The sequence below is a fragment of the Promicromonospora thailandica genome (assembly GCF_024171955.1).
GTDB lineage: Bacteria > Actinomycetota > Actinomycetes > Actinomycetales > Cellulomonadaceae > Promicromonospora > Promicromonospora thailandica.
Genome location: NZ_JAMTCS010000001.1, coordinates 321,376 through 341,429, shown reverse-complemented (window position 1 = coordinate 341,429; position 20,054 = coordinate 321,376). Strand labels below are relative to the sequence as shown.

18 protein-coding genes are annotated in these 20,054 nt (G+C 73.5%); 6 read left to right on the top strand and 12 right to left on the bottom strand.

Annotation, left to right across the window (positions count from 1 at the left end):
- Positions 1-119: 119 nt before the first annotated feature.
- A complete protein-coding gene (locus APR03_RS01625; RefSeq protein WP_253832082.1) occupies positions 120-1,286 on the top strand; it encodes a nucleotide sugar dehydrogenase in 1,167 nt (388 codons plus the stop codon).
- Positions 1,287-1,289: 3 nt separating this feature from the next.
- Complete coding sequence (gene rfbB / locus APR03_RS01620) at positions 1,290-2,285, top strand: dTDP-glucose 4,6-dehydratase (protein ID WP_253832081.1); 996 nt, start codon at positions 1,290-1,292, stop codon at positions 2,283-2,285.
- 63 nt (positions 2,286-2,348) lie between these two features.
- Here rfbB and APR03_RS01615 read toward each other — a convergent pair whose 3' ends face one another.
- Positions 2,349-2,969 (bottom strand): dTDP-4-dehydrorhamnose 3,5-epimerase family protein, encoded by a 621-nt coding sequence (locus APR03_RS01615; RefSeq protein WP_253832080.1) that lies wholly within the window; start codon positions 2,967-2,969, stop codon positions 2,349-2,351.
- Between the two features lie 41 nt (positions 2,970-3,010).
- Between APR03_RS01615 and rfbD the strand changes: the two genes are divergently transcribed.
- Positions 3,011-3,916, top strand: coding sequence for a dTDP-4-dehydrorhamnose reductase (gene rfbD / locus APR03_RS01610; RefSeq protein ID WP_308216417.1), 906 nt, complete (start codon positions 3,011-3,013; stop codon positions 3,914-3,916).
- Between the two features lie 13 nt (positions 3,917-3,929).
- Here rfbD and rfbA read toward each other — a convergent pair whose 3' ends face one another.
- Positions 3,930-4,793 carry a glucose-1-phosphate thymidylyltransferase RfbA gene (gene rfbA, locus APR03_RS01605; RefSeq protein WP_253832079.1) on the bottom strand — a complete coding sequence of 288 codons (864 nt, stop codon included), beginning with the start codon at positions 4,791-4,793 and terminating at the stop codon, positions 3,930-3,932.
- A 118-nt stretch (positions 4,794-4,911) separates the two neighbouring features.
- Between rfbA and APR03_RS01600 the strand changes: the two genes are divergently transcribed.
- Positions 4,912-5,973, top strand: a complete 1,062-nt coding sequence (locus tag APR03_RS01600) for an LCP family protein (RefSeq protein ID WP_253832078.1) — start codon at positions 4,912-4,914, stop codon at positions 5,971-5,973.
- Positions 5,974-5,985: 12 nt separating this feature from the next.
- Here APR03_RS01600 and APR03_RS01595 read toward each other — a convergent pair whose 3' ends face one another.
- Entirely contained in the window at positions 5,986-7,767 is a 1,782-nt protein-coding gene (locus APR03_RS01595) for a phospho-sugar mutase (RefSeq protein ID WP_372494729.1), read from the bottom strand.
- A complete protein-coding gene (locus APR03_RS01590) occupies positions 7,767-8,606 on the bottom strand; it encodes a purine-nucleoside phosphorylase (protein WP_253832077.1) in 840 nt (279 codons plus the stop codon). Before APR03_RS01590 ends, APR03_RS01595 begins: the two co-directional genes overlap by 1 nt.
- An 88-nt stretch (positions 8,607-8,694) precedes the next feature.
- On the opposite strand from APR03_RS01590, the gene APR03_RS01585 reads away from it, so the two are divergent.
- A complete protein-coding gene (locus APR03_RS01585) occupies positions 8,695-10,233 on the top strand; it encodes an NAD(P)H-quinone dehydrogenase (protein ID WP_253832076.1) in 1,539 nt (512 codons plus the stop codon).
- Between the two features lie 10 nt (positions 10,234-10,243).
- Here the strand turns inward: APR03_RS01585 and APR03_RS01580 are convergent, their stop codons facing one another.
- The 4 genes from APR03_RS01580 to APR03_RS01565 all read right to left on the bottom strand — a co-directional run bounded on the left by APR03_RS01580 (position 10,244) and on the right by APR03_RS01565 (position 15,279).
- Entirely contained in the window at positions 10,244-10,708 is a 465-nt protein-coding gene (locus tag APR03_RS01580; RefSeq protein ID WP_253832075.1) for a hypothetical protein, read from the bottom strand.
- A gap of 22 nt (positions 10,709-10,730) precedes the next feature.
- On the bottom strand, positions 10,731-12,803 hold the full coding sequence (locus APR03_RS25130) for an acyltransferase family protein (protein WP_253832074.1): 2,073 nt from the start codon (positions 12,801-12,803) through the stop codon (positions 10,731-10,733).
- A 127-nt stretch (positions 12,804-12,930) separates the two neighbouring features.
- Positions 12,931-13,431: an NUDIX domain-containing protein gene (locus tag APR03_RS01570; RefSeq protein ID WP_253832073.1), complete on the bottom strand. Its 501-nt coding sequence runs from the start codon at positions 13,429-13,431 to the stop codon at positions 12,931-12,933.
- A 45-nt stretch (positions 13,432-13,476) separates the two neighbouring features.
- Positions 13,477-15,279: an acetyl/propionyl/methylcrotonyl-CoA carboxylase subunit alpha gene (locus APR03_RS01565; protein WP_372494727.1), complete on the bottom strand. Its 1,803-nt coding sequence runs from the start codon at positions 15,277-15,279 to the stop codon at positions 13,477-13,479.
- A 349-nt stretch (positions 15,280-15,628) separates the two neighbouring features.
- Between APR03_RS01565 and APR03_RS01560 the strand changes: the two genes are divergently transcribed.
- Entirely contained in the window at positions 15,629-16,297 is a 669-nt protein-coding gene (locus tag APR03_RS01560) for a Maf family protein (RefSeq protein WP_253832072.1), read from the top strand.
- On the opposite strand, the gene APR03_RS01555 is transcribed toward APR03_RS01560, so the two are convergent.
- The 4 genes from APR03_RS01555 to APR03_RS01540 form a co-directional block, all read right to left on the bottom strand.
- The gene (locus APR03_RS01555; RefSeq protein WP_253832071.1) at positions 16,294-17,340 is read right to left on the bottom strand and encodes a putative endonuclease domain-containing protein; all 1,047 of its coding nucleotides are present in this window, start codon (positions 17,338-17,340) and stop codon (positions 16,294-16,296) included. The genes APR03_RS01560 and APR03_RS01555 overlap by 4 nt on opposite strands.
- A gap of 197 nt (positions 17,341-17,537) precedes the next feature.
- Positions 17,538-19,238, bottom strand: coding sequence for a DUF885 domain-containing protein (locus APR03_RS01550; protein ID WP_253832070.1), 1,701 nt, complete (start codon positions 19,236-19,238; stop codon positions 17,538-17,540).
- Between the two features lie 48 nt (positions 19,239-19,286).
- A complete protein-coding gene (locus APR03_RS01545) occupies positions 19,287-19,526 on the bottom strand; it encodes an acyl-CoA carboxylase epsilon subunit (protein ID WP_253832069.1) in 240 nt (79 codons plus the stop codon).
- The gene (locus APR03_RS01540; protein ID WP_253832068.1) at positions 19,523-20,047 is read right to left on the bottom strand and encodes a hypothetical protein; all 525 of its coding nucleotides are present in this window, start codon (positions 20,045-20,047) and stop codon (positions 19,523-19,525) included. The genes APR03_RS01545 and APR03_RS01540 overlap by 4 nt, the downstream gene beginning before the upstream one ends.
- Positions 20,048-20,054: the final 7 nt, after the last annotated feature.

Sequence of the window (20,054 nt, the reverse complement as noted above, 5' to 3'; positions counted from 1 at the left end):
ACCCGGGTGGTCCGTGCCGGCCGGCGGGCGAATCGCGCGGACGGCGGCCCCGCGCGCTCTAGCATGGGCGTCATCGAGTCCGTCGTGTCCATCGAGTCCTTCGTGTCAGGAGTCCCGTCGTGAAGATCGCTGTTGCCGGCACGGGTTATGTCGGCCTGTCGAATGCGGTGCTGCTGGCGCAGAACCACGACGTGTGGGCGCTGGACATCGACCCGGCCAAGGTCGAGCTCGTCAACGCCGGCCGGTCGCCGATCGTGGACGACGAGCTCGAGGAGTACCTGCGGGAGCGGCCGCTGCACCTGACCGCGACGCTGGACCGTGACGAGGCGTACGCGGGGGCGTCGGTGGTGATCGTGGCGACGCCCACGAACTACGACGAGCTCACCAACTTCTTCGACACCTCGTCCGTCGAGGCGGTGATCGACGACGTGCTCGCCCGGGCTCCCGAGGCGACGATCGTGATCAAGTCGACCGTGCCGGTGGGCTTCACCGAGCGGCTGCGCGAGGAGCACCCCGAGGCCGCCGTCCTGTTCTCCCCGGAGTTCCTGCGCGAGGGGCGGGCGCTGTACGACAACCTGCACCCGTCGCGGATCGTGGTGGGCGACCGGTCGGACCGAGGCAAGCGGTTCGCGGACCTGCTGCTGGAAGGCGCGATCACCAAGGACGTCCCGGTGCTCCTGACCGATCCCACCGAGGCCGAGGCGATCAAGCTCTTCGCCAACACGTACCTCGCGCTGCGCGTCGCCTACTTCAACGAGCTCGACACGTACGCCGTGACGCGAGGCCTGGACACGGCCCAGATCATCGAGGGCGTGGGCCTGGACCCGCGGATCGGGTCGCACTACAACAACCCGTCCTTCGGCTACGGCGGCTACTGCCTGCCCAAGGACACCAAGCAGCTCCTGGCCAACTATGCGGACGTGCCGCAGAACCTGATCAACGCCGTGGTCGACGCGAACACGACGCGCAAGGACTTCGTCGCGGCCGACATCCTGCGGCGCGAGCCGCGGACCGTGGGCGTGTACCGGCTGGTCATGAAGTCCGGGTCGGACAACTTCCGGGCCTCCAGCATCCAGGGCATCATGAAGCGCATCAAGGCCAAGGGCGTCGAGGTCATCGTGTACGAGCCCACGCTGGAGGAGGACGAGTTCTTCCACTCCGAGGTGGTGCGCGACCTGGACGAGCTCAAGGAGCGGGCCGACGTGATCATCGCCAACCGGCGCACCGAGGCGCTGGACGACGTGGCGGACAAGGTCTACACCCGCGACATCTACGGACGGGACTGAGCGATGCGGGTACTGGTCACCGGCGGCGCCGGCTTCATCGGGGCGAACTTCGTGCACCAGACCGTGCGCGACCGGCCCGACGCGCGCGTCACCGTGCTCGACGCGCTCACCTACGCCGGTGACCGCGCCTCGCTCGACGGCGTCGCCGACCGCGTGGAGCTGGTCGAGGGGTCGATCACCGACGGCCCCCTCGTGGACCGCCTCGTGGGGGAGTCGGACCTGGTGGTGCACTTCGCCGCCGAGTCCCACAACGACAACTCGCTCGCCGACCCCACGCCGTTCGTGCAGACCAACCTGGTGGGTACGTTCACGCTGCTGGAGGCGGTGCGCAGGCACGACGTGCGGTTCCACCACATCTCGACGGACGAGGTGTACGGCGACCTGCCCCTCGACAGCCCCGAGCGGTTCACGCCCGGCACGCCCTACAACCCCTCGTCGCCCTACTCGGCCACGAAGGCGGGCTCCGACCTGCTGGTCCGGGCCTGGGTGCGCTCCTTCGGCGTGCGGGCCACCCTCTCGAACTGCTCCAACAACTACGGGCCGTACCAGCACATCGAGAAGTTCATCCCGCGCCAGATCACCAACCTGATCGACGGCGTGCGGCCCCGGCTGTACGGCGCCGGGGCGAACGTGCGCGACTGGATCCACGTCGAGGACCACAACACCGCCGTCTGGCACGTGGTCGAGAAGGGCCAGGTGGGGGAGACCTACCTCATCGGGGCCGACGGCGAGGCCAGCAACCTCGACGTGGTGCGCACCCTCCTGGAGATCTTCGGGCGCGACCCGGACGACTTCGACCACGTGTCCGACCGGCCCGGGCACGACCTGCGCTACGCGATCGACGCGAGCCGCCTGCGCACCGAGCTGGGCTGGGCGCCGCGGTACACCGACTTCCGCGAGGGCCTGGAGGCCACGGTGGCCTGGTACCGGGCCCACGAGCCCTGGTGGCGCCCGGCCAAGGCCGCTACGGAGGCCAGGTACGCCCGCACCAACCAGTAGCCCCCTCGCTGAGTGCGGGATGTTCGCCCTTCGTGGTGTGCCAGAAGGGCGAACATCCCGCACTCAGCGGGCGGGGAGGGACGTGACGTACGTGCGGACCTCGTCCAGGGTGGGCAGGAGGCCCTGCGACCGTGCCTCGGCCAGCGTCGGGGCCGCCGCGTCCTTGTCCGACAGCAGCGGCGTCAGCGGGCTGCCGTCCCGCGCGGTGTCGGGCCACTCGATGCCCAGCTCCTCGTCCAGGGGGTGGATGCCGTGCTCGCGGCCCGGCGCGTACCCGGCCGAGCACAGGTACAGCACGGTCGAGCCGTCCTCCAACGACAGGAACGCGTGCCCCAGACCCTCGGACAGGTAGACGGCCCGGCGGTCGACGTCGTCCAGCAGCACCGCGTCCCACACGCCGAAGGTCGGCGAACCCACCCGGATGTCCACGACCACGTCCAGCACGGCCCCGCGGGCGCACATCACGTACTTGGCCTGGCTCGGCGGCACGTCGGCGAAGTGGATGCCGCGCAGCACCCCCGCCGCCGACACGGAGCAGTTGACCTGCTGCAGGTCGAACGCGTGCCCGACGGCGTCGGCGAACGCGCCCGCCCGGAACGCCTCCAGGAAGACGCCGCGGGGGTCCTCGTGCTGCTGGGGCGTGATCTCGAAGGCTCCGGGCACGGCCAGCTCGCGGTACGTCATGAGGCTCCTCGGGGAAAGGGGTGTGGCCCTAAGATCCTAGGGTGGCCGGAGCCGGAGTGACCAAGCAGACCGAGGCGGACGCCGGTGGCACGGGCGGGCAGCGCTGGCTGGTCGTCGGGGCCGCGGGCATGCTCGGGCAGGACCTCGTGCCCGCGGCCACCGCCGCCGGGCACCACGTGACCGGAGCCGGCCGCGAGACGCTGGACGTCACCGACGCCGCGGCGGCGCTCGCCGCGGTGGCCGGCCACGACGTCGTCGTCAACTGCGCCGCGTGGACGGCCGTGGACGCCGCCGAGTCGCACGAGGCCGACGCGTTCGCCGTCAACGCGACCGGCGCGGCGAACCTCGCGCGCGCCGCCGCGGCCGCCGGGGCGCGGCTGGTGCACGTCTCCACCGACTACGTGTTCGACGGCGACGCGACCGAGCCGTACGCCGAGGACGCGCCGGTGCGCCCGGGCTCCGCGTACGGCCGCACGAAGGCGGCGGGCGAGTGGGCCGTCCGCGCGGAGGCCCCCGACGCGCTCGTCGTGCGCACGGCCTGGCTGTACGGCGCGGGCGGCAGGTGCTTCCCCCGCACCATCGCGCGCGTCGCGGGCGAGCGGGACCGGCTGAGCGTCGTCGACGACCAGACCGGCCAGCCCACCTGGACGGCCGACCTCGCGGACCTGATCGTGCGCCTCGTCGCCGCGGACGCGCCGGGCGGCGTCTACCACGGCACGTCCTCGGGCCAGGTGACGTGGTGGGGCTTCGCCCGCGAGGTGGTGGCGGCCGCCGGCCATGCCACACCCGTCGACACGACGACGAGCGCCGAGTACCGGCTGCCCGCACCGCGCCCGGCGTACTCCGTGCTGGGCCACGACCGCCTGCGGGCGGCCGGCGTCGAGCCGATCGGCGACTGGGCGGAGCGCTGGCGGGCGGCGGCGCCGGCGGTGCTGGGCGCCGGGTGACCGCCCGGGGCGCTCAGTCGTCCAGCAGGCCCAGCAGATAGCTGCCGTAGCCCGACTTGGTGAGCTGCTCCGCCCGGGTGCGCAGGTCGTCGTCGGACAGGAAGCCGCGGCGCCAGGCCACCTCCTCGGGGGCGCCGATCTTGAGGCCCTGTCGGCGCTCGATGGTGCGTACGTAGTCGGAGGCCTCGAGCAGCGAGTCGAACGTCCCGGTGTCGAGCCAGGCCGTGCCGCGGGGCAGCACCTCGACCTGGAGGCGGCCCTGGCGCAGGTACTCGGTGTTGACGTCGGTGATCTCGTACTCGCCGCGCGCGGACGGCCGCAGGCCCTTCGCGATGCCGACCACGTCGTTGTCGTAGAAGTACAGCCCGGGCACGGCGTACCGGGACCGGGGGTGCGCGGGCTTCTCCTCGAGGGAGAGGGCCCGGCCCCGCTCGTCGAACTCGACCACGCCGTACGCGGACGGGTCGGCCACGCGGTAGGCGAAGACGGCGCCGCCGTCGAGGTCCGCGTAGCGGGTGAGCTGAGTGCCCAGGCCGGGGCCGTAGAAGATGTTGTCGCCCAGCACGAGCGCCACGGAGTCGTCGCCGATGAAGTCCGCGCCCAGCACGAACGCCTGCGCCAGCCCGTCCGGCGAGGGCTGCGTGGTGTAGCTGATCGAGATGCCGAACCGGGAGCCGTCGCCGAGCAGCCGGCGGAACTGGTCGGCGTCCTGCGGCGTGGTGATGACGAGCACGTCGCGGATGCCGGCCAGGAGCAGCGTGGACAGCGGGTAGTAGATCATCGGCTTGTCGTAGACCGGGACGAGCTGCTTGCTGATGCCCTGGGTGATGGGGTGCAGGCGCGTGCCCGACCCGCCGGCGAGAATGATTCCGCGCATGTGCCGGATCCTGCCACGGCGAGGTGCCCCTGGCTCCCGGTGGGATGCGGGTGAACCTGGGGTGATGTCTTTCTGAGGGTGATGCGGCGGCGGCCTCCGGACCGGTAGTTACGTGGATATGCATGCACCGATCGACGAGCTGCTCACCGCGGCCGCACCCGGACCCCCGACCCGTCCGGCACGCCGCCGCCGGAGCCGGAAGGTCGTCGCGGCGATCGTCGCGGGCGCCGTCGTGCTCGTCGGTGCCAGCGGGGCCATGGCCTTCTACGGCTACCGGATCTCGCTGAACGAGAAGATCGAGAAGATCGCGGACCCCTTCGACGAGCTCGACGACGCGGCGCGGCCCGCGCCGGCCCCGGTCGAGGGCGTGGCGGCCCCCGTGAACGTGCTTGCCCTCGGCTCCGACAGCCGCATCTCGGCGGGCGACCCCACCGCGTGGGAGTTCGGCGCCCAGCGCACCGACGCCATCCTGCTGCTGCACCTGTCCGCCGACCGGAAGTCGGCCGCGGCGATCTCGATCCCGCGCGACACCTGGGTGCAGATCCCCGGCTACGGCGAGGCGAAGATCAACGCGGCCTTCTCGTACGGCGGGCCCCCGCTCATGATCGAGACGGTGGAGAACCTGACGGGCGTGCGCATCGACCACTTCGCGGTCAGCGACTTCGAGTCCTTCACGAGCCTCACCGACACGCTCGGTGGCGTCGAGATCGAGGTGCCCCGCGCGGGCGGCGGCTCAGAGCTGCGGCACATGACCGGTCAGGAGGCGCTCGACTTCACGCGCGAGCGGTACGCCCTGGCCAACGGCGACTTCGGGCGCGTGCAGCGCCAGCAGGCCTGGATGCGGGCGATCGCGACCAAGGCCACCTCGGACAAGAGCGACCTGCTCCGGACGTCGCGCTTCCTCGAGGAGGCGCTCGGGTCCGTGGCCGTCGACGAGGGGCTCACCATCGACAAGATGCTCGAGATCGCGGTCAGCGCGCGCGACCTGACCACCGCCGACATCACGTTCCTGACGGCGCCCTACGCGGGCACGGGCCGCAGCGCCGACGGCCAGTCCATCGTGCGGCTCGACCGGGAGGCGTTCGACCCCCTCATGCGGGCCGTGGCCGAGGACCGGCTCCCCGACTACCTCGCGGGGACGACCGACGGCATCGACCTGCTGCCGCCGGTCGTCAGGTAGCGCGAGGGCCCCTCAGAGGCCCAGGGCCGCCCGCACGTCCGCGCCCACCCGGTCCAGCCGCTCGCGCGCGGCGACGCGCGCCTCGGCGAGGTCGGCCGCGGACGCGTCGGGCGCGACCGCGGAAACTACCTCGAGGTAGCACTTCACCTTGGGCTCCGTACCGCTGGGCCGCACGATGACGCGGGTGTCGTCCGCGGTCAGCAGCACCACGCCGTCGGTCGGCGGCAGCCCGTCCAGGCCCTCAGCGAGGTCGCGGACCGAGTCCACCGGCGAGCCCGCGAGGGCCGACGGCGGGGCCGTGCGCAGGGCGGCCATCGTCTCCGCGATCCTGGTCAGGTCGTCGAACCGCGCCGACACCTGTCCGGTCACGTGCAGCCCGCACGCGCGCGCGACGTCGTCGAGCAGGTCCAGGAGGGTGCGGCCCTGCGCGGCGAGCCGCCGCGCGAGCTGCGCCACCGCCACGGCCGCGGACAGCCCGTCCTTGTCCCGGACGTGCGCGGGGTCCACGCAGTAGCCGAGGGCCTCCTCGTACCCGAACACGAGGCCCGGGGTGCGGGAGATCCACTTGAAGCCCGTGAGCGTCGTCGCGTGCTCCAGGCCGTGCGCGCCCGCGATCGCCGCCAGGGCCCGGGACGACACGATCGAGCAGGCCAGGGTGCCGCCGGTGCCGGCGGCCGCGGCGCGCTCGGCCGCGTCCCAGCCGAGCAGCATGCCCACCTCGTCGCCGTGCAGCATGCGCCAGCCCTGCGACGACGCCGTCTCGGCACCCTGGTAGGTGCCGTACTGCGGGTCGAGCACGGCCACGGCGCAGCGGTCCGCGTCGGGGTCGTTGGCGATCACCAGGTCCGCGCGGGAGTCCTGGGCCAGCGCGAGCGCCATGTCGATCGCGCCGGGCTCCTCCGGGTTGGGGAAAGCGACGGTCGGGAAGTCCGGGTCGGGTGCGGCCTGCTCCTCGACGGGCACCACGTCGGTGAAGCCGGCCTCGGCCAGCACACGGGCGACGGCCGCGCCGCCCACCCCGTGCAGCGACGTGGTGACGATGCGCAGGCGGGTGCCCGTAGCGCCGTCGTGCAGGCCGGAGACGGCCGCGTGGTACGCGTCGGTGATCTCCGGGCCCAGCACGGTCCAGCCGGACTCGGCGCGCGGCACGTCCTTCGCGGAGCGCACGAGCGCGATCTCCCCGGCGATCAGGGCGTCGTAGGGCGGCACGATCTGCGCGCCCTGCCCGGCGTCGGTGACCACCCGGCCGCCCAGGTACACCTTGTAGCCGTTGTCCGCCGCGGGGTTGTGGCTCGCGGTGACCATGACGCCCGCGTCGGCCTCGAGGTGGCGGACGGCGAACGCCAGCACGGGCGTGGGGCCGGGGGCCGGCAGGAGCAGCACCTCGGCGCCCGCGGCGGTGAGCACGGCCGCGGTGTCCCGGGCGAACTCGGCGGACCGGTACCGGGCGTCGAAGCCGACCACGACGCGCGGGGTGCCCTTGACCTCGGCGGCGAGGAACGAGCCCAGGCCGGCCGCCGCGGCGGTCACCACGGCGCGGTTCATCCGGTTGGGGCCGGCGGCCATCGCGCCCCGGAGCCCGGCCGTGCCGAACTCCAGCGGGCCCGCGAACCGGTCGGCGAGCTCGGCGAGCGCGGCCTCGCCCGCGTGGGGGTCGGACGTCCGCTCGACCAGGGAGCGCAGCTCGTCGACGTCGGACGGGTCGACGTCCGCGGCCATCCAGGCCTCGGCGCGGGCGACGAGGTCCGGGGCCGACAGGGTCCCGGTGGCGGTCTGCGGGGTGGGCTCGGCCATCAGATCTGCTTGACGATCTTGGCGAGCAGGTCGCTGATGCGGGGTCCGGCCTGGCGGCCCGCCTCGAGGACCTCCTCGTGGGCCAGCGGCGTGGGGCTGATGCCCGCCGCGAGGTTGGTGGCCAGCGAGATGCCGAGCACGTCCATGCGGCTGTGCCGGGCGGCGACCGCCTCGACCGCCGTGGACATGCCGACGAGGTCGGCGCCCAGGAGGCTCGCCATCTTCACCTCGGCCGGGGTCTCGTACTGCGGGCCGTGGAACTGCGCGTACACGCCCTCGGGCAGGTCGGGGTCGACGCTCCGGGCGATCTCGCGCAGGCGCGGCGTGTAGATGTTCGTCATGTCGGCGAACTTGGCGCCCTCCAGCGGCGTCTGCCCCGTGAGGTTCAGGTGGTCCTTGAGGAGCACGACCTGACCCGGGCGCCAGCCGATGTGCACGCTGCCGCAGCCGTTGGTCAGGATGACGGTCTCGCAGCCCGCGGCGGCGGCGGTGCGCACGCCGTGGGCCACCCGGCGGACGCCGCGGCCCTCGTAGAGGTGGGTGCGGGAGCCGAGCACCAGCGCGTGCCGCACGGCGCCGTCGGGCCGCTCGATGCGGATCGACCGGGTCGTGGACCGGTGGCCCTCGACGGCGGGCTTCACGAAGCCGGGGATGTCCGCGGTGGGGATCTCGGCGACGACGTCACCGATCAGCTCCGCCGCACCGCCCCAGCCGGACCCGAGCACGAGGGCGACGTCGTGCCCCGACACCCCGGTCTTCGCGGCGATGTACTCGGCGGCGGCCGCGGCCACGTCGAAGGGGTCGGTCGTCGGGTCGTCCAGGTCTGGCTCCGTGCTCATGGTCCGAGGTTATCGCCACTTTCCCCGTGGCACGCGCCCACGGCCCCCGCGACTTCGTGACATCCGCCGGCGATGCGAGAATGGGGTCGTGACCCCCCTCGATCCCGCAGCCGTCCCGCCCCATGTCGTCGTCGTGGGAGGTGGCCCCGGCGGATACGAGGCGGCGCTGGTGGCCCGCAGCCACGGCGCGCAGGTGACCGTGGTGGAGCAGCAGGGCCTGGGCGGCGCCGCCGTGCTGACCGACGTGGTGCCGTCCAAGACCCTCATCGCCACCGCCGAGTGGATGACCATCGCCGACCGCGCGCCCGAGCTGGGCATCCGGATGCCCGGCGACGTCGTGGACCCGCTGTCCGACGTCGACGTGTCGCTGGCCACCGGCGGCATCCCCGTGGTGTCCGCGTACTCGGCGCCCGGGCTGGGCGGGTCGGCCGTGGAGGCCGCGGCGTCGTCGGCCGAGAAGCGCAAGCACCTCGTGGACCTGCAGGCCGTGAACAAGCGCGTGCTCGCGCTGGCGCGGGCGCAGAGCTCCGACATCCGGGGCCGCCTGGAGCGCGAGGGCATCCGGATCGTCGCCGGCCGGGGACGCCTCGACGGCCCCGCGCGCGTCGTGGCGGAGCTGCCCGACGGCGGCACCGAGACGCTCGAGGCGGACTCGATCCTGCTCGCGCTCGGCGCCACCCCGCGCACGCTGCCGACGGCGGTGCCCGACGGCGAGCGCATCCTCACCTGGACGCAGATGTACAACCTGCGGGAGCTGCCCGAACGGCTCATCGTGGTGGGCTCCGGCGTCACCGGCGCCGAGTTCGCGGGGGCGTACAACGCGCTCGGCTCGGACGTCGTGCTGGTCTCCAGCCGTGACCGGGTGCTGCCGGGCGAGGACGAGGACGCCGCCGAGCTCCTGGAGGGCGTGTTCCGGTCCCGCGGGATGACGGTGCTGTCGCGTTCGCGCGCGGCGGCCGCGGTGCGCACGGACGACGGCGTCGAGGTCACGCTGGCCGACGGCCGCGTGGTCCACGGGTCGCACGTGCTGGTCGCGGTCGGCGGCGTGCCCGCGACGTCCGGCCTGGGGCTGGAGGAGGCCGGCGTGCGGCTGTCCGAGTCGGGGCACGTCGTCGTCGACCGGGTCTCCCGCACGTCCGTGCGCGGCATCTACGCGTCCGGCGACTGCACGGGTGTGCTGCCGCTCGCGTCGGTCGCGGCCATGCAGGGGCGCATCGCCGTGGCGCACGCGCTGGGCGACGCCGTCCAGCCGCTCGCGCTGCGCACCGTCGCGTCGAACATCTTCACCGCACCCGAGATCGCGACCGTCGGCTACAGCGAGGAGAAGCTGCGCGCGCAGAGCTCGCGCTACATCACGACGACGCTGCCGCTGGCCCGCAACCCGCGCGCCAAGATGCTCGGCATCCGCGACGGGTTCGTGAAGCTGTTCGCCCACCCCGAGGCGGGCGTGGTGCTGGGCGGCGTGGTCGTGGCGCCGCGCGCGTCCGAGCTGATCTTCCCGATCACGCTCGCGGTGCAGCACCGGCTCACCGTCGAGAACGTGGCCTCGGCGTTCACGATCTACCCGTCGCTGTCCGGCTCGATCGGGGAGGGCGCCCGCGTGCTGGACGCGCGGGTGGGCAGGTAAGCCCCGCCGGCTACGCGACGGACGCGTCGAGGACGATCTGACCGTCCTCGACGCGCGCGCCCGTGACGGTCAGGCCGGGCACCTTGGCCTCCAGGAGGCGCTCGACGTCGACGGCGATCCGCGCGTCGGGCTGCACGTCGACGACCCCCGGCGGCAGGCCCTGCTTGGCGACCTCCTGCTCGATCGGCGCGGCGGCCAGGCTGAGCAGGCGGTGGGCCGGCAGGCCCGCGGCGTTCACCTCGACCGCGAGCGTGGCGACGCCGCGCTCGAACGTGGCCAGGCGCACGTCGGCCCGCACGATCGGCGCGATCTTCACGGCCAGGCGGAGCGGGCCGGGCAGCGTCTCCAGGCGGCGCAGGTCCGCGACCACGCGGATCACGTCCCGGTCGCCGACGACGGAGCTGATGACGGGCGGCGCCTGCCCGGCGATCCGCGCCAGGGCCAGCACCTCTTCGGGAGCGATCCGGATATGCACGAATCGACCCTATAGCAGCGAGTCAGGGCCGGCTGGCCGGCTCCACCGGGAAGAGCCACGGCGCCTGCGCGGCGAGCGCCTCGGCGAGCATCGGCTGCATCGACCGGAGGAACGTGTTGGTGAGGTGGCTGCTGTCCCGGTAGACGAGCACGTTGCCGATCACCGCGGGGCAGCGGTCCTCCTCCGCGCGGCAGTACCACTCGGTGAGGTCCACGTGCACCATCGAGTCGGGCACGCCGGGCGTCGTCAGCACGGGGGAGACCGGCGGGAACACCTGCGACATGGTCACGTCGCACAGGGACGTGGTGACGCCGTGCTCCGCCAGGCAGTCGCGGACCAGGGGCTCGCTGCCGCCGCGCGGGTTGTCCCGCAGGCCGATCAGCCGGACCCCTGCCTGGTCGAGGAGCTGCCACGCGGCGACCTGCTCGGCGGGGATGTCCTCCAGCTCGCCGTCGTAGTGCGTGTGGGTGCCGTCCACGACCATCGCGTCCGGCCGCAGCTGCGTGGCGAGCTCGATCACGTTGTCGCCCCACACCAGGCAGCCGTGCTCGGCGTCCGGAACGTGCTTGACCCGGCACTGGCCCTTGCCCGCGAGCACGAGCCGCCAGTCGTTGTCCCGGGCGATCTGCAGGAACGTGTCGGCCCACTGGTACGTGTGGGAGCCGCCGGCCAGCAGCACGGTCGCGGTGGGGTGCTCGGGGGCGTGCAGGTCGCACCAGAGCGCCTCCCCCAGGCCTGGGCCGGTGCCGTGCTCCTGCACGCACCGGTCGTCGGTGAAGAACGGGCCCTTGTCGGCCTGCGCGGCGTCCAGCGCGGGACGCAGGTCGGCGGCCGGCACGATCTCGGCCGTGCCGAGCGCCGACGCGCCGGGGTGCAGGGTGTCCACGACGCCGAACTCCGCGGCGGCCTGCGCCGTCTGCTGCCGGAGTTCGGCCTGGAGGGCGAGCACCGGACCCACGACGAGGGCGGTGGCCGCCGTGGCGGCGGCGAGCGCGCCCACGGCGCGGCGCGGCCGGAGCGTGCGGGGCACGGCGCGCGCGGCGGGCCGGGCCACGAGGCGCTGGGTGAGCCAGGCCAGGAGCACGGAGACGGTGAGCACCAGCGCGGCCTCGCGCCAGCCGACGGCGGACACGTCGGTGAGCGCCATGAGGAAGATCAGCACGGGCCAGTGCCACAGGTACAGCTCGTAGGAGATGTCGGCGAGGAACCGCAGCGGGGCGAGGGCGAGCGTGCCGCGCGGTCCCCACGCCGACGGCGTCCCGGCGCCCGCGATCACCAGCAGGGCCCCGGCGACCGGCCAGAGCGTCCACGGGCCCGGGAACAGGGCGCCGCCGTCGAGCACGAAGCCCGAGGCGACCACGAGGCCGAGACCCAGCCAGGAGCCGAGGGCACGGAGCCGCCCGGGCACGCCGAGCGGGACCAGCCCGAGCAGCGCGCCCGCGCCGAGCTCCCAGAACCGGGTGGCCGTGTGGAAGTAGGCCACGGGCTGCTGCACGGCCGTCAGGTGCACCGCGTAGGCGAACGACGCCACCGTGGCGAGCGCGACGAGCGGCAGCAGCACGGTGCGGACCCGCACCCGGGCACGCCGCGCCAGGACGCCGACGAGCAGCGCGAGCACCGGCCACACCAGCAGGAACTGTCCCTGGACGGAGAGCGACCAGAAGTGCTGCAGCGGGCTCGCCGCCGGCCCGGCCGCGCCGTAGCTCAGCTCGTTGGCCACCAGGTCCCAGTTCTCGACGTACAGCGCGCTCGCCACGACCTGGCGCCAGACGCTCTCCCAGCGCGACTCCGGCAGCAGCAGCCACGCGCCGCCCGCGACGGCGGCCAGCACCAGGAGGGCGGACGGCGCCAGACGTGCCGCGTTGCGGGCCCAGACGGCACCGAGGCGGAGGGAGCCGTCGTCGGCCCGGCGCACGAGCGAGCGGGTCACCAGGAAGCCGGAGACCACGAGGAACACGTCGACACCGCCCGAGACCCGTCCGCCGCCGAACAGGTGGAACAGGACGACCAGCACGAGGGCGAGCCCCCGGAGGCCGTGGATCTCGGGGAGCCGTGCACCGGGACGCTGAGCGACGCCGGCAGGAGAAGGGGGCACGTCTCACATTCTCGTGCCGTGGGCGGTGCCCGTGGGGCGGTTCAGCGGATGAAATCGGGTTGCGGTCCGGTCACGGTACGCAGGTCTTATCGCAGGTCAGAAACCGAAAGGACCGCCGTGGACCGGGTCAGCCGAGCAGATCGAGCAGCCGGGGGAGCGCCTCGCCGAACGCGGGCAGCAGGGTCAGCCCGCCGACGTCGCGCAGGCTCACCCAGCGGACCTCCAGGCTCTCCGGGTCAGCCGCACGAGGCTCGACGTGGAACCCGGGGACGACGTCGGCCACGACGGTCGTGTACGACCACGCCGGGTGCTCCAGCACGTGCGTCCCGACGACGTGCACGGCCGCCGGGTCGATCGCGGCCTCCTCGGCGGCCTCCCGCAGGGCACCCGCCACGGGCTTCTCGTCCGGGGCGAGCGCACCGCCCGGGATGCCCCACGTGCCACCCATGTGCGACCACAGGGCGCGGTGCTGGAGCACCAGGTCGGCGGGCGCGCCGTCGTCGTCCCGGCGCACGAGCAGCAGGCCGGCGGCGCCGAACAGGCCCCAGTGCCGGTGGTCGCCGCACGTGACCCAGCCGTCGCCGTCGTGCCGGTGCAGGTCGGACGGGGGCAGCGTGGGGTTCGGCACGGCGTCAGTCTGTCAGGTCGGGCCGGGACATGTCTGCGGGGACGGTCAGTCGACGATCTCGCAGAGCGCCGCCCCCGCTGTCACGCCTGCGCCCGGGGCCGCCGTCAGCGACCGCACGGTGCCCGCGCGGTGCGCCAGGATGGGCTGCTCCATCTTCATGGCCTCGAGCACGACGACGAGGTCGCCCTCGGCCACCTGCGCACCCTCCTCGACCGCGACCTTGACGATGGTGCCCTGCATGGGGGAGGCCAGCGTGGTGCCGGCCGAGCCGCCCGACGTCCTGGTCGTGGTGCTGCGCCGCGCCGGCCGCCGGGCGTTCGCGGTGCGGGCCCGGCCCGCCGCCACGCCGAGACCCGCGGGCAGCACGACCTCCAGGCGCCGTCCGCCCACCTCGACGACGACGCGCTCGGCCGTGACCTCCTCGGGCTCGTCCTCGACCGCCGGGGCGGGGGCCGGGGCGAGCGCCTTGAGCTCGTCGGTGAACTCGGTCTCGATCCAGCGGGTGTGCACGCGGAACGGCGAGCCGTCCGCCGGCACGAACGCGTCGGCGTCGAGCACCGCCTTGTGGAACGGCACCACCGTGGGGATGCCCTCGACCACGAGCTCGCGCAGCGCGCGGCGTGCCCGCTCGACGGCCTGGGCACGCGTGGCGCCCGTGACGATCAGCTTGGCGATCATCGAGTCGAAGGCGCCGGAGACGGTGTCGCCCGCGACCACGCCGGTGTCGACACGCACGCCCGGGCCCGACGGCCAGGTGACGGTGTTCAGGCGGCCCGGTGCCGGCAGGAAGTTCGCGGCCGGGTCCTCGCCGTTGATGCGGAACTCGATCGAGTGCCCCCGCACCACCGTGGTGCCGTAGCCCAGCGGCTCGCCCGCGGCGATCCGGAGCTGCTCGCGGACCAGGTCGATGCCCGTGACCTCCTCGGTCACCGGGTGCTCGACCTGCAGACGCGTGTTCACCTCGAGGAACGAGATGGTGCCGTCCAGGCCCACGAGGAACTCGCACGTGCCCGCGCCGACGTACCCGGCCTCGCGCAGGATCGCCTCCGACGCCGTGTACAGGGACTTCTCCTGCTCGGGCGTGAGGAACGGCGCGGGTGCCTCCTCGACCAGCTTCTGGTGGCGGCGCTGCAGGGAGCAGTCGCGGGTGGACACCACCACGACGTTGCCGTGCGTGTCGGCGAGGCACTGGGTCTCCACGTGGCGCGGCTTGTCCAGGTAGCGCTCCACGAAGCACTCGCCCCGGCCGAACGCCGCCACGGCCTCGCGCACGGCGGACTCGTAGAGCTCCTCGATCTCGTCGAACGTGCGGGCGACCTTGAGGCCGCGGCCGCCGCCGCCGAACGCCGCCTTGATGGCGATGGGCAGCCCGTGCTCCTCGGCGAAGGCGCGCACCTCGGCGGCGTCCTGGACCGGGTCGGGTGTGCCGGGAACGAGCGGTGCGCCCGCGCGCTGCGCGATGTGCCGCGCGCTCACCTTGTCGCCCAGCGCCTCGATGGCCGACGGCGGCGGCCCGATCCACACCAGCCCGGCGTCGATGACGGCCTGCGCGAACTCCGCGTTCTCCGACAGGAACCCGTAGCCCGGGTGCACGGCGTCGGCGCCGGACCGGCGGGCCACGTCGAGCAGCTTGGCGGGGTCCAGGTAGGTGTCCGCCGCGCGGGCGCCGCCGAGCGCGAACGCCTCGTCGGCGAGGCGCACGTGCAGGGACTCCCGGTCCTGGTCGGCATAGACGGCGACGGAAAGCAGCCCCGCGTCGGCACATCCACGGGCCACGCGCACGGCGATCTCACCACGGTTGGCGATGAGCACCTTCGAGATGGTTCGGGGCAGGCTGGAACTGGGCACGGCTCACCGTAACCCGGTGGTACGCGGCGCCAGTACCGCCCCCGGGTACCAGCGAGAAAGTCTGGAGACCAGACCAACCCCGGCAGGTGCCGTTTGGAGGGTTCGGACATGGCGAGCGGCCCGGGACAGCACGTCGCCCCCGCCCGTTGTCGCTACTGGCCAAACACGCCGCCTCGCGTTCGAGAACGACCTGAGGGACGGAAACAGGGCCATATCTGTCCCGCAGGTCGTTCTCAAAGATCCTGCGGGATCTGCCCGGGTGGGCCAGGCGGGTGGGTGATCGGGGTCACTTTCGGTGGATCCGCGATTTTTCTGTTTCCGCAGGGGCTGTTCTCGTTACTGTTGCGCGGTGCCACGCCTGGTCCTCGCCTCCCAGTCTCCCGCCCGACTCGCCACGCTGCGGTCCGCCGGGATCACCCCTGACGTCGTGGTGTCCGGCGTGGACGAGGACAAGGTCCTCGCCGACGCCGCCGACCGGTTCGGCGACCTCGACCCCGCCGACGCCGTCCTGGTCCTGGCCCAGGCCAAGGCCGAAGAGGTGGCGTCCCGCCTCGAGGAGTCCTGGGCGGAGGACGACGCCGAGGCGCCCGCCGACGTGATCGTCGTCGGGTGCGACTCGATGCTCGAGATCGACGGCGCCGTCGTGGGCAAGCCCGCCGACGCCGCGACGGCCCGCGAACGCTGGCGCTCCATGCGCGGCACCAAGGGCGTGCTGCACACGGGACACTGGGTGGTGGACCTGCGCGACGACGCCGCGGGCGGCACGGGCGGGACCCTGGGCTCGACCAGCTCGACCACCGTCTGGTTCGCCGACATCGACGACGACGAGATCGAGTCCTACGTCGCCACCGAGGAACCGCTGCACGTCGCGGGTGCCTTCACGATCGACGGCCTGGGCGGCCCGTACATCGACCGCATCGAGGGCGACCACCACGGCGTGGTCGGCATCAGCCTCCCGCTCCTGCGCGAGCTGTTCGCCGACCTCAACATCCCGTGGCGCACCCTCCGCACCGTCTAGCGCGTCGCGCGGACGGACGAGACTCGTGCGGGGCGTCGAACCGGCGAGCCCAGGTCGATCGATTCGTCGACGGCGAGGGCGTGCCCCGGTTCCCAGCCGAGCATCCTGAGGCGCTCTGCGATCTGTCGGCCGACTCCGCCCGGCCGGTCGTTCTCGGAGGCCGCATAGCGCAGGACCACCACCTGGTCGGTGCCGACCAGGTCGTTCTGCCGCCTGGCGTCACGGGCGAGAGCTCCTGGGCGCCCGTGGAACTCGATCCCGTCGATCTCGACCAGGACCCAGCGACCGTCCGGCAGTCGGTAGACCAGGTCGACCCGGGCCAGGAACACCCCGTCACGGAACACGTCGACCTGCTGCCCGTCCGGCGGCACGTGGTGGTCCAGGCAGGACAGGCGCGCGAACGTCTCGGCGGCCGACTCGTCGCGCCCGTCGGCGAGGCCGAACCAGGAGTGGCAGCGCGCCGCACCGCGTCGACCGCGCACGAGGTCGTGCACGTGGGCCAGGCCCTGGTGGTCGATGTACCCCTCGTGCAGGCAGCTGCTCAGCACCGCCACCGCGTTGTCCCGGGGCAGGGTGGGTACCGCCTGGGCCAGCGCGGGCACCAGCTGCGCCACGGTGCGCCCCTTGAGGCCCTGCGTGGGGAACGGGCGGTACTGGCGCACCACGATGCCGCCGCGGCCGGGTGCGCCGGCACCGCCGGGGAGAGCCACCTCAGGCAGGAAGACACGGGGCAGTCCCGAGACGCCGTAGAGGGCGAGCGCACAGCTGCCGGTGGCGACGGCGTCGTCATAGGCGAGGAGTGCCGTCCAGGCGATCCGCCGCCGGACGTGCTCGTGGTAGTCGGGGCGCCGGCGCTGCGCCACCGGCACCGGGTCGGTGTCGTAGACACCGCGGGTCACGCGGCTCCACCGGCGCTGCTGGACGAGCTGGGAGACATGTCGCTTGTCGACGCCAACGGCGTCGCACTGGGCCTTGCTGACGAGGCCTTCCTGGCCCGCGGCGTCGAGGAGGAGCAGGTGAGGAATCTGGAACGTCGGTCGCATGCGCCCATCAGACCGGAGGACCGCCCGACCCGGCGGCGCGCCGGTCCGATCCTGTGCACAACCTTCCGCGACCGCCACCTGTGGTCGACGCAACGTCGCCGGGATGTGTGGTCTTTGAGAACGACCTCCGGGACCGGAAACAGGCCAAAACTGTCCCGGAGGTCGTTCTCAAAGCCTGGCAGGGGCGACAACCTCTGTCAGGCCAGGGCCTCGCGGAGGGTGTCCAGGCCCACCGAGCCCAGGTTCAGGGCCCGGGCGTGGAACGCCTTGGCGTCGAACTCCTCGCCGCGGGAGGCGGCGGCGGTGCGGGCGGCGTCACGGGTCTGCTCCCAGAGGCGCTGCCCCACCTTGTACGACGGCGCCTGCCCCGGCCAGCCGAGGTACCGGTTGAACTCGAAGCGCACGAACTCCTCGGCCATGTTCACGTTGGCCAGGAGGAACGGCCAGCCCTTCTCGGCGGTCCAGGTGCCGCCGCCCCACTGTTCGGGGGCGGGCAGGCCCAGGTGCACGCCGATGTCGAACACCACGCGGGCGGCGCGCAGCCGCTGGGCGTCGAGCATGCCGAGGCGGTCGCCCGGGTCGTCCATGTAGCCCAAATCGGCCATGAGGCGCTCGGCGTACAGGGCCCAGCCCTCCCCGTGCCCCGAGACCCAGCAGGCCAGCCGGCGCCAGCTGTTCAGGGTGTCCCGGGCGAACACGGCCTGGCCGCACTGCAGGTGGTGGCCGGGCACGCCCTCGTGGAACACGGTCGTCTTCTCGCGCCAGGTGTTGAACTCCGTGACGCCCTCGGGCACGGCCCACCACATGCGGCCCGGCCGGGCCCAGTCGTCACTCGGCGGGGTGTAGTAGATGACGCCCGAGTGCGTCGGCGCGATCATGCACTCCAGGTCGAGCACCGGCTCCGGGATGTCGAAGTGGGTGCCGTCCAGCGCGGTGATCGCGGCGTCCGACGTCTCCTGCATCCAGGCCTTGAGCGCGTCGGTGCCGAGCACCTTGCGCGCGGGGTCGGCGTCGAGCGCGGCCACGGCCTGCTCGACCGTGGCACCGGGGCCGACGATCTGCGCGGCGACCTCCTCCTGCTCGGCGACGATCCGGGCGAGCTCCTCCAGGCCCCACTGGTAGGTCTCCTCGAGGTCCACCGTCGCGCCCAGGAAGTACCGCGACCACAGGGCGTACCGGTCGCGGCCGACGGCGTCGGCCTCCGGGGCCCGCGGCGCCAGGTCGCGCTCCAGGAAGTCCGCGAGCTTCCCGTAGGCCGCGCGGGCTGCCGCCGCCCCGTGCTCGAGATCCTTGCGCACGAGGCTGCAGGACGCGGACTCGTCCAGCACCGCGTCGACCTCCGGGCCCTGGACGAACGAGGTGAAGAACGAGCTGCCACCGGCCAGCTCGCGGGCCTGGCCGAGGGCCTCGCGCACCTGGCGGACGGCGGCGACGTCGCCCCGTGCGGCCGCGGCCGTCAGCGACTCGATGTACCCGTCGATCGCACCCGGCAGGCCGTTGAGCCGTGCCGCGATGTTCTCCCACGCCTCCACCGAGCCGGTGGGCATCATGTCGAAGACGTCGCGCAGCTGCTGCACCGGCGACTCGATGTTGTCGAGGTTGCGCAGGTCCTCGCCGGCCTCGTGCAGCTCCAGCTCGAGGCCGATGCGCTCGCGCATCGCGGACAGGGTGACCCGGTCGACGTCGTCGGCGGGCTCCAGCCCGTCCAGCTTCGCCAGCACCTCGCGGCCCGCCTGGGCCCGCGCGTCATGACCCGCGGGGGAGAGGTCGGTCAGCTCGTGGTCGTGCCCGGGCAGGCCCATGCCCGTCGCGGCCATCGGGTCGAGCTCGGCGATCCGGGTGACGTAGTCGTCCGCGACGGCGTCGATCGCCGTCGGGGTACGTGTGGGGGAGGTCATGAGGGGGAGCCTACGACCGGACCCGCGGGCAGACCCCCGAATATCGGGTCAGGAACGCAGGCTCCAGCGCCACGCGTCGGCGTTGTGCCGCCCCGCGCGTCCGCCGAAGTTCTTGGCCGTGGCCGCACCGTTGCCGCGCAGCGAGCGGGCCCGGTTGGTCCACTCGTCGAGCGGGGCGGCGTCGTCCGGCTCCGGGCCTGCGGCGGCCACGGCCGCGAGGCCTGCGACCAGGGCGGCCACCTCGACGTCGTCGGGCTGGCCGCGCACCACGCGCACCTGGGGGCTCATTCGTCGTCCTCCTCGTAGAAGCCGAAGCCGGGGGCCTCGCCGCGCGAGGCCGCCCACTCGGCGATGTCGTACCCGCCGTCGGTCAGGGCCGTCGCCACGGACTCGCCCGCCGCGTCGAGCAGGTCGATCACGCCGTCCAGGGACGCATCGCCGCCCTCGCGGGCGGCCACGACGAAGCCCAGGTAGAACGCCTCGGCGCCTTCCGGCTCGGGCTCCTCGACGTCCTCGACGTCGTCCTCGGGACCCGGCTCCCACACGGACGACGTGAGGTCCGGGTGCATGCCGAGCGAGCCGTGCAGGGCGTCGAACAGGGCGGCGTTGAGGTGACCCACCTTCGACTCCAGGGCCAGCACGCGCGGGTCCTCGTCCGCCTCCGCGGCGCCGAACTCGGCGCGGACGCCCACGGCCGTCCCCACGTAGTCGTGCAGCGCGGCGGCCAGCGCGTCCACCGCCTGGTGCATCGGCTCCGGGTCGACGCGGCCCATCGGCGCCGGGCCGTGGGTGGCGTCCTCGTGACTCATCTGGTTC